We start from the raw sequence: 7,766 nt of genomic DNA on the forward strand, positions 1-7,766 counted from the left end.
CTTCAGCCTTTCGCGGGCGCGAAGCGGTGGCTGAAGAAAAAGGCGCATTGCTGGATGCGCTTCGCCCCGATGGTTTTGCGCTGCTGAACGCCGATGACCCGATGGTAATGGGCATGGCGCCGCGCTGCCGGGCCAGGATCGTCACCTTCGGGAAAGATAATCCCGACGCCGACTATCATGTTGAGAATGTCCACGCGGCATTTCCTGACATGCTTTCGTTCACGATTGTCGGCCGTGGACAACGGCTTGAGGTTAAGACGCAATTTCCGGGGGCACAATTCTGGATGCCTGTTGCGGCGGCCACGGCGGCGGCGCTTGAACTGGGCGTTCCGGCCCAACTGATCGCGGCCCGGATTTTGACATTCTCGCCTGTGGATGGCCGATGCAGTGTATTGCCTGTGCCGGGCGGCCCCACCTTCATCCTCGACACCACCAAGGCGCCGGATGGTACACTGGATCTTGCCTTCGACATGCTGGCCCAAGCCAAAATACCGCGCAAGCGGCTTATCCTTGGGGTGATCTCGGACTATCCGGGCAGCGGATCGCCAAGATATCGCAGGGCATGGCTTCGCGCGCGTGAGATTGCCGACCAGGTGATCTTTGTCGCCAAGGACATCTCGCACGCCAAGCCCACATCCGAAGATGTCGAAAACGGTCGCATCCTTGGCTTTGCGACGCCGCAAGAGGCGTTCGAGCATGTCAAGGCGACGGCCCAGCCGGATGAGTTGATCCTGATCAAGGGCTCGGGCAATCTGCACCTGGCCAGGATTGCACTTGGCTTTGTGCAGCCGGTGCAGTGTTGGGAGCCCGCTTGCGGGATGGGCGGCGATTGTTTCACCTGCCCGGGGCTTCTTGTCCAATTCGACGGCAACGCCTTGAAGCGAAAGAAAAAGCTAGGCCGTTTGGCATTCTGGAAATCGAAAAACGAAGGGGAAACCGCGCCATGACGATCGTTCTTTCTGATCTGCGGCGTGACCGTATCGGCGCAGAACTTGAAACCAGCATCGCGCTGCGGATTGGGGATGACCAACACAGGTTTTCGATTGTTCACGGCGGCGATTTCGGGTCCCTTGCCGATGCCACGCCAGAGTTTGACCCCTTTCTGGTCTTTCTGCTGATCCCGGCGATGGCGCGAAACATGCCAATTGTCGTCGAAGGCAGCATTGATGCGCAGCGCCTGGATGGCCTGCGCAGGGGTATGCAGACCTTGTTGGCGGGTGCCAGCAAGGATTGGCACATTGTGCCGATCTCGGCTGAGGCGCGCACTGAAAACCGTCCACCCGACCTGTCCAAGGGCGCGGCTTTGGGCATGAGCTGCGGCATCGACAGCCTTTACGCCTTTGAAGATCTGGCGCGCGACGAAATCGCCCGGCATCTGCGCGTGAAATTGCTGACGCATAACGATATCGGCGCACATCCGAACCGTGCCACCTTTGAACGCCATCGCGATCACGCGCGCCGGTTCGCGACGGATGTGGGGCTGCCGCTGGTGACCACCTCGGTTGATCTTTCGCGCTATTACGGGCGGCGCTTCATCCACAGCCATTCGATGCGCAACGCGGGGGCAGCCATAAGCCTGGAACCCCTGTTCCATGCCTTTTTCTATTCAAAAGGCGATGTGGGCTTTGCGCAGGCGCGTTTGGGGCGCGCGGCCGGTATCGGGCCGATGGACCCTGCGCTTCTGCCCTTGCTGAATACAAGCGCACATTCCTACCTCAGCCATGGAATGCATATCGACCGTCTGGGCAAAACCGATCAGGTGATGCGTGGGCCATATGCGCGAGCCCACCTCACGGTTTGCACGCATGGCTTCGAGGATGGCCGGACCAAGATGAACTGCGGGCAATGCTACAAATGCGCCCGCGCGCTGTTTTTTGCCGATGCGAACGGGATGCTGGAGGATTTTTCCCAGACTTTCGATCTTACGGCATTTCAGGCCAACCGGGCGCACGGACTGCGCCGTATTTTACGGCATACGGTCGTGAATCGAAAAACGCGGGAAGATCAGGATATGCTCGCCTACCTGTTCGAACAGGACTATCCGATGCCCGGATGGTTCCGGCTGTTTCGAAAAATGGCGGGCCGGTCCAGCCTGGCGGGTGCTGCTTGAAATGGTTTGGCTTTCTTTGTCGGCGGGATTGAGGGCCGATGACCCGTAAGCAGCGATAATACCGCGATCACAAAATTGCCTTGAGCCGAAACTATCAGCGCGCCAAACCACTGTTAAATCAACGCCTTGAAAGGTACCTCTTTGGCACGGCGGACACTTCAACCTGATTCGGCAAACACCCATCGGCGATCAACGGATTTCAACGGCCTTCAGGCGGCGTTCACGGGTTGACCAGACCTTGACAAAAGCACCGGCGCACCGACCATGGACATTCTTATCCTAACCTCCGTCGCGGCAAGTTCCCTGCCATAGGAACGCGGCTACAGAGAGCGGGCTTGAGGTGGCGACTGATGAAGTCTGCTCCATGACGCGATTAAAGGAACATAATTCACCCTTCGCAGGCGTTTGCCAGGATTATGAAGTGTGGGGCGGACGAGGCCAGCGGGTCGGGGTCGGCTATGTCGATCTGGAGGCGCGCATCCCGGCGCGTCATCCGCTGCGTACGATCCGGCGCAGGTGGTAAATGACGCGCTGACCTGTCTAGATGCTGAGCTAGAGGCGCTTCACACCGATTTCTGCTACCCCTCGGCCCCGCCGGGGCGGCTGATCCGGGCGTGTCTGATCCCGATCCTGTTCTCGGTCCGCTCCGAACGGCAGTTGATGGAGCAGTTGCAGTATAGTTTTTTGTTCCGCTGGTTCACCGACCCTGGCATCGACGGCCCCGTGGGGTGCACTCCGTTTTCATCAAGAACCACGACCGACTGCTGACGACGGAGATGTCGCGCAAGGGGATAGCCGCGATCCTGGCCCACCGCGAAGTCACGCCGCTCCTGTCGGACGACCACTTCTCGGTCGATGGTACACCGGTCATGCGCTCATGAAGAACTATTCCGGCCTGATCGTACAGCGCAACCTTGCAAGGGCCGAGGTCAGGCCGAACGGCACACCGCCCTGAACATGATCACCGGATCGACCCGGCAACTGACGCTGGGCGCGCACAAGGTATTCGACACGACCGAGCTCACTACCGACCTGCGCCAAGCCTGCGTGACGCCCATGTCGCACAGAAATTCAGACACTCAGCCATTGACGACCGCACCACCCCTCCGACGGTTATACCCTGTCGATCAAGTAGCGCAAACGCATCAAGGAGGCCTTTAGCTGGGCAAAAACCGCCGGAGGGGTGGTGCAGACCGTCTATCGCGGCGTTGAGCAGGTGCACACCCGTTTCATCCTGACGATACCCGCCAACAACCTCGCCCGATCGCCTCGGATACCAGCCGCATGACGATGAAAAACCTCGAGGGACACGCTCGAATTCTGACCCCAGAAGCGCGAGACCGGTTAGCGAAGCCTGCGACAAAAGGAAAGCGTTCTGGCTTGGCAACTATTTCAGCAGCCTGCTAATGCACCATAAATTCTGCATGCAGAGCGCCTGCAGAATTTATGCTCTTTAGCACTTCAATCATATCACGCGGGCTGACCCCAAGAGAATTCAAACCCGCAACCACTTGCGACAAGGTTGTACTTTCTCTTATTTCAGCAATCTTTATTTCCCGACCTTCTTCCATCTGGACATCTGATCTGGGAACGAGGAAGGTTTCACCATCCGAAAATGGGTTAGGTTGAAAGACAACTGGGGTCTCCGTTACACTCAAAGTCAGGTTACCCTGACTCACAGCCACACGGGAAATTTTTACATCCTCACCAATAACAATAGTTCCCGATCTCTGGTCTACCACCACCCGCGCCTTTCTTTCAGGTGTAATTTCAAGATTCTCAATTTGACTCAACAGGTGTGCAGTCGATCGTGCAGTTGCTTCTTCCACGTTCAATGACACCGTGCCAGAATCTTCCATCAGCGCAACAGGCTTTTTGAACAATTCATTTATTGCGCCCTCAATCCTTCCTGCAGTAGTAAAGTCTGGCACTCTTAGCGCCAACCTAATCTTATTCAAGTTCGCAAGATTAAAAGAAATCTCTCTCTCCACTCTTGCCCCAGAGGGAATGATTCCCGCTGTAGGCACCCCTTGAGTAACTGACTTCGCCTGCCCTTCGATCGATGCACCTCCGGCAATTATCGCGCCTTGTGCCACTGCATAAATTTCTCCATCAGCAGCATTGAGAGGCGTCATTATCAAAGTGCCACCCAGCAGGCTTTTGGCATCGCCAATCGCTGAGACAGTCACATCGATTTTACTTCCAGCTCGCGAAAATGGGGGGAGAGTCGCGGTAACCATGACAGATGCTACGTTTTTCGGACGAAACTGCTCACCGGAAACATTCACACCCAGTCTTTCTAGAACATTGGTCATCAGCTCTTCAGTAAAAGGTGCGTTCCTTATGCCATCACCCGTGCCATTTAGCCCAACAACCAGTCCGTATCCAATCAAATCATTTCCACGCACACCATCGAACTCCACCAAATCTTTTATTCTCACTGGTGATGAATTTAAAAATGTCGGAACGATCAAAGCAAAAATTAAGATTATCTTATTCATCTCAAGAACTCCAACAACGAAAGGCGAGAAAGCCGAGAAGTTAGCGTATACACGGTTTCAAGCTGCACTTGAGCGGCTTGCAACGCCGTGGTGACATCATATGGGTCAACTGAAATCAAAGCCCCCCGAGCTAGTTCCAGGCCACTTCTTTCTGACAAGTTTCGTGTCAGATTTCGATGAAGCGTTGCCGCAGAAACACCTATTTCAGATCGCACGCCTATGATATCTACCTCTGAGCCTGCCAGTTTCTCCCCTGCAACTTGCAGGAGCTTTGATTGCGATTCGGGATCATTTTCAAAAGCCCCTTCCGAAATGAGAGCAGAAATGGCAAGGCCACTTAAAGCTTTTCGAAGTTTCGGGCTTGCGGCCGTCAGGTCGATTGCGATGCGTTCGCCTGCGCTGACAGCAAATGATTTCAGCGACTCTCCACCTTGATATGCGGCGTCCATGTAGCCGCCCTCTCCCTCTGGCGCATCAAACCAATGACTTACAGCACTTAGAAAATCTTCGACGTTAGTTGTTCCAGACACTTTCTCCTTTAAAGAGGAGAAAATTACGTCGAATTCTTTCAGTGGGGGAGTTGTTGATGCAACACCGGAAAAAATATAACGTCCAGCAGTCGATTTATTCAGAATGGAGATTGCATCTGCGAAATGATCTTTTGATCCGACTGACTTGGCATCAACAATGACAGAGGAAGACATGGACGATGAGACCAGCGTAGGAAAAATCTCAGATATTAGAGACTGCAATGCAGCCAAGGACGCCTGCATCGCTTCCGCAAGTTGCTGTGCTTCGTTCGCAGAAAATATGAAAGACTTTATAGAGGTTAACGAGTGTTCAACATTGACAATTTTCGCAAAATCTCCACTCAGCGCCGATCCAATATCTGATTTAACCCCTGTAGCCAACTCATTGGAGAGGCTGTGCATAACCTCCTTGAGAGCGGCGTTATGACGGCGCAGATGGTAACCTTTGGCCGAATCGCCAAAAAATGCGTAATTCAAATCAAATCTCCAAAATCGCACCTAGCATTGCGTCAACTGCCTGAATAACTCGTGCATTTGCGGCATAAGCCTTTTCAATTTGTAAAAGCCTTTGCATTTCCCAGTCGGTGTCAACGCCGCTTGAAAGCTCTGTTTCCACCAGTGCCTCTTGCTTCGCAACCGAATAAGATTGATGAGCTTCAGCGGATATTCTAGAGGTAGAAACCTGTGAGAGGATGTCTGCAGCAAGTCCAGACGGGTTGCGCGACGCTCCATAAAAGTTTCCTGATGCCGGAATCTGTGATTCAGAAAAAGTAGACAACAAGGAAAGCAGCAGGCTTGCATCTCCTACGGGGCCGGGCGACGCCGCCCCAACACCGTCGCGAATGCGCCAAAGCACACCTCCACTCGCGGGATTGGCTAATTCGTTAACTGAAATCCGACCTGCAAGTCCCTTTTCAAATGATGTATCAAAGGCATCGCCACTGTCTGTAAAAATCCCAGGGGATCCAGATAGCAAAGTTTGATCAACAGCTGAATTCGAAAAGCGAGTTATGAGGTCTCGTGCAAATGCGTCCAGGTTTTCTTGCACTTTCGGAGCCAACTCATCTCGAACGGAAAAGCTTGCGCTCAGGGTACCTCCCCCGAGAATACCCGCTTCCAGACTTAGGATTGGCAAACCGTTCATCGTTAAGCCAGATAGAGTGCCGGTTGACCAGTCCATGTCTGCAGCGATTACTGTCGCCTTCGTGAACCCAATTTCGACCGGGCTTCCATCTAAGAGAGTAGCCCCGCCTGTCGAGAAGAGAGATATCTGACCATTTTCTCGATTGATTTGCCTCAGAGGTACAATTTCTGATATCTTGTCGACAAGCACTTGCCTCTGATCCATCAATGCTGACGCATCGCGGCCAACAACCCGCTGCGCCAGTATGTCGCTGTTAAGTTCATCGATTTTTGCAAGGCTGTCGTTAAGGAACGACACTTGCCTTCCAATCTCTGCATCCGCCTCAAGCCGTGATGCTTGGATACTTCTTGAAAGAGTGTTCAGCTTTGACGCAACACCCGTCAGAGCATCGAGAACATTTGATAATCTCGCCTCACTGTCTGGTCGGCTCGCCGCCTCGATCAGTGAGCCTTCCAGAGAGGCCAGCCATGCTGACAGAGAACCTTCTTCGCCAGGTAACCCGATGCGGCTTTCAAATGATACAAAGAACTCAGTGATCCGCTTGGCATGCCCGGCCTCGGCATCAGCGAGCCGACGATCCGCAAGGATAGCCTCGTTAACAAGTCGCGCGGTACCCAGAATTCGCACCCCACCCCCGTCGCCACCAAGCGATGAAGCGGCCAAAGAAAGCGCACGAGGCGCATAGCCAACCGTCATCACATTGGCGGTATTTGATGCCACCAATTCGGCACCGCGAGCGCTTGCCGCAAGTCCGGACAGGGCATTATTTAACGCACCCGTGATACTCATGTGTCAGCCTCCGCTCTCAGGATTGGGCCCAGCCACTTAACGTTTGATGTTCGTGGTCTCCTGGAGCATCTCGTCAACGGTCTGGATCACTTTGGCGTTCGATGAGTAGGCGCGCTGAGTCTGAATAAGATTCGTCAGCTCTGCAGCGACATCCGTAGTCGAACCCTCACGCGCATAACCGACTACGGCACCGGTCGGGCCATCCCCTGCGTCCCAGAGAAAGAAGGAGCCGGACGTTGGTGAAACCTGGAACGTCTGATTGTTCAGTGTCGTTAGTCCATTCGGGTTTGGAACATCGACCAGCGGGATTTGGTATACGGTCCTGATGAAGCCGGTATCATAGGTCGCTCGCACATACCCGTTTTCGTCAACCTCAACTGCAGTAAGGTTGCCGACAGGGGATCCATCCTTGGTGATAGATGTCGGTGCGAAGCTATCTGATAGCTGCGTCAAGCCGTTGATGTCACCTATTTTACCGATCTTCACAGTCAGAGGGCCGCCAGCGAGTGCCAGCGAAAGGTTGCCCGTTGCACTATCGTACGCGCCACCAGACAAGACCGTCACCGACGCGAGCGTGCCGCCATTCGCACTGCTGGCATCAAAGGTCAGTTCATATTCCCCAATGACGCTTTCATCCAAGGCCGCAGTTACCGGATCATCGACGCTTGCCGAATCACGGATCACCATCGTCC

General features: G+C 54.2%; 6 protein-coding genes and 1 pseudogene. 3 read left to right on the plus strand and 4 right to left on the minus strand.

Annotation, left to right across the window (positions count from 1 at the left end; translation table 11 throughout):
• The 3 genes and pseudogenes from ACK8OU_RS19520 to ACK8OU_RS19530 all read left to right on the plus strand — a co-directional run.
• The coding region (locus tag ACK8OU_RS19520) for a Mur ligase family protein (protein ID WP_410305009.1) at window positions 1-947 on the plus strand (947 nt) is incomplete at its 5' end.
• Window positions 944-2,110 (plus strand): hypothetical protein, encoded by a 1,167-nt coding sequence (locus ACK8OU_RS19525; RefSeq protein ID WP_410305010.1) that lies wholly within the window; start codon window positions 944-946, stop codon window positions 2,108-2,110. The genes ACK8OU_RS19520 and ACK8OU_RS19525, both read left to right, overlap by 4 nt.
• Before the next feature lie 416 nt (window positions 2,111-2,526).
• Window positions 2,527-3,398 (plus strand): annotated as a pseudogene (locus tag ACK8OU_RS19530) (transposase).
• A 115-nt stretch (window positions 3,399-3,513) separates the two neighbouring features.
• On the opposite strand, the gene ACK8OU_RS19535 reads toward ACK8OU_RS19530, so the two are convergent.
• From ACK8OU_RS19535 to ACK8OU_RS19550, 4 genes are all read right to left on the minus strand, one after another.
• Window positions 3,514-4,611, minus strand: a complete 1,098-nt coding sequence (locus ACK8OU_RS19535) for a flagellar basal body P-ring protein FlgI (RefSeq protein ID WP_410305011.1) — start codon at window positions 4,609-4,611, stop codon at window positions 3,514-3,516.
• Window positions 4,608-5,618 carry a hypothetical protein gene (locus ACK8OU_RS19540; RefSeq protein WP_410305012.1) on the minus strand — a complete coding sequence of 337 codons (1,011 nt, stop codon included), beginning with the start codon at window positions 5,616-5,618 and terminating at the stop codon, window positions 4,608-4,610. Before ACK8OU_RS19540 ends, ACK8OU_RS19535 begins: the two co-directional genes overlap by 4 nt.
• 1 nt (window position 5,619) lies before the next feature.
• Window positions 5,620-7,074 (minus strand): flagellar hook-associated protein FlgK, encoded by a 1,455-nt coding sequence (gene flgK, locus ACK8OU_RS19545; protein ID WP_410305013.1) that lies wholly within the window; start codon window positions 7,072-7,074, stop codon window positions 5,620-5,622.
• A gap of 36 nt (window positions 7,075-7,110) precedes the next feature.
• Window positions 7,111-7,766: flagellar hook-basal body complex protein (locus ACK8OU_RS19550; protein ID WP_410305014.1), on the minus strand; the 656-nt coding region annotated here is incomplete at its 5' end.

The organism is Pontitalea aquivivens (assembly GCF_046507575.1).
GTDB lineage: Bacteria > Pseudomonadota > Alphaproteobacteria > Rhodobacterales > Rhodobacteraceae > Pontitalea > Pontitalea aquivivens.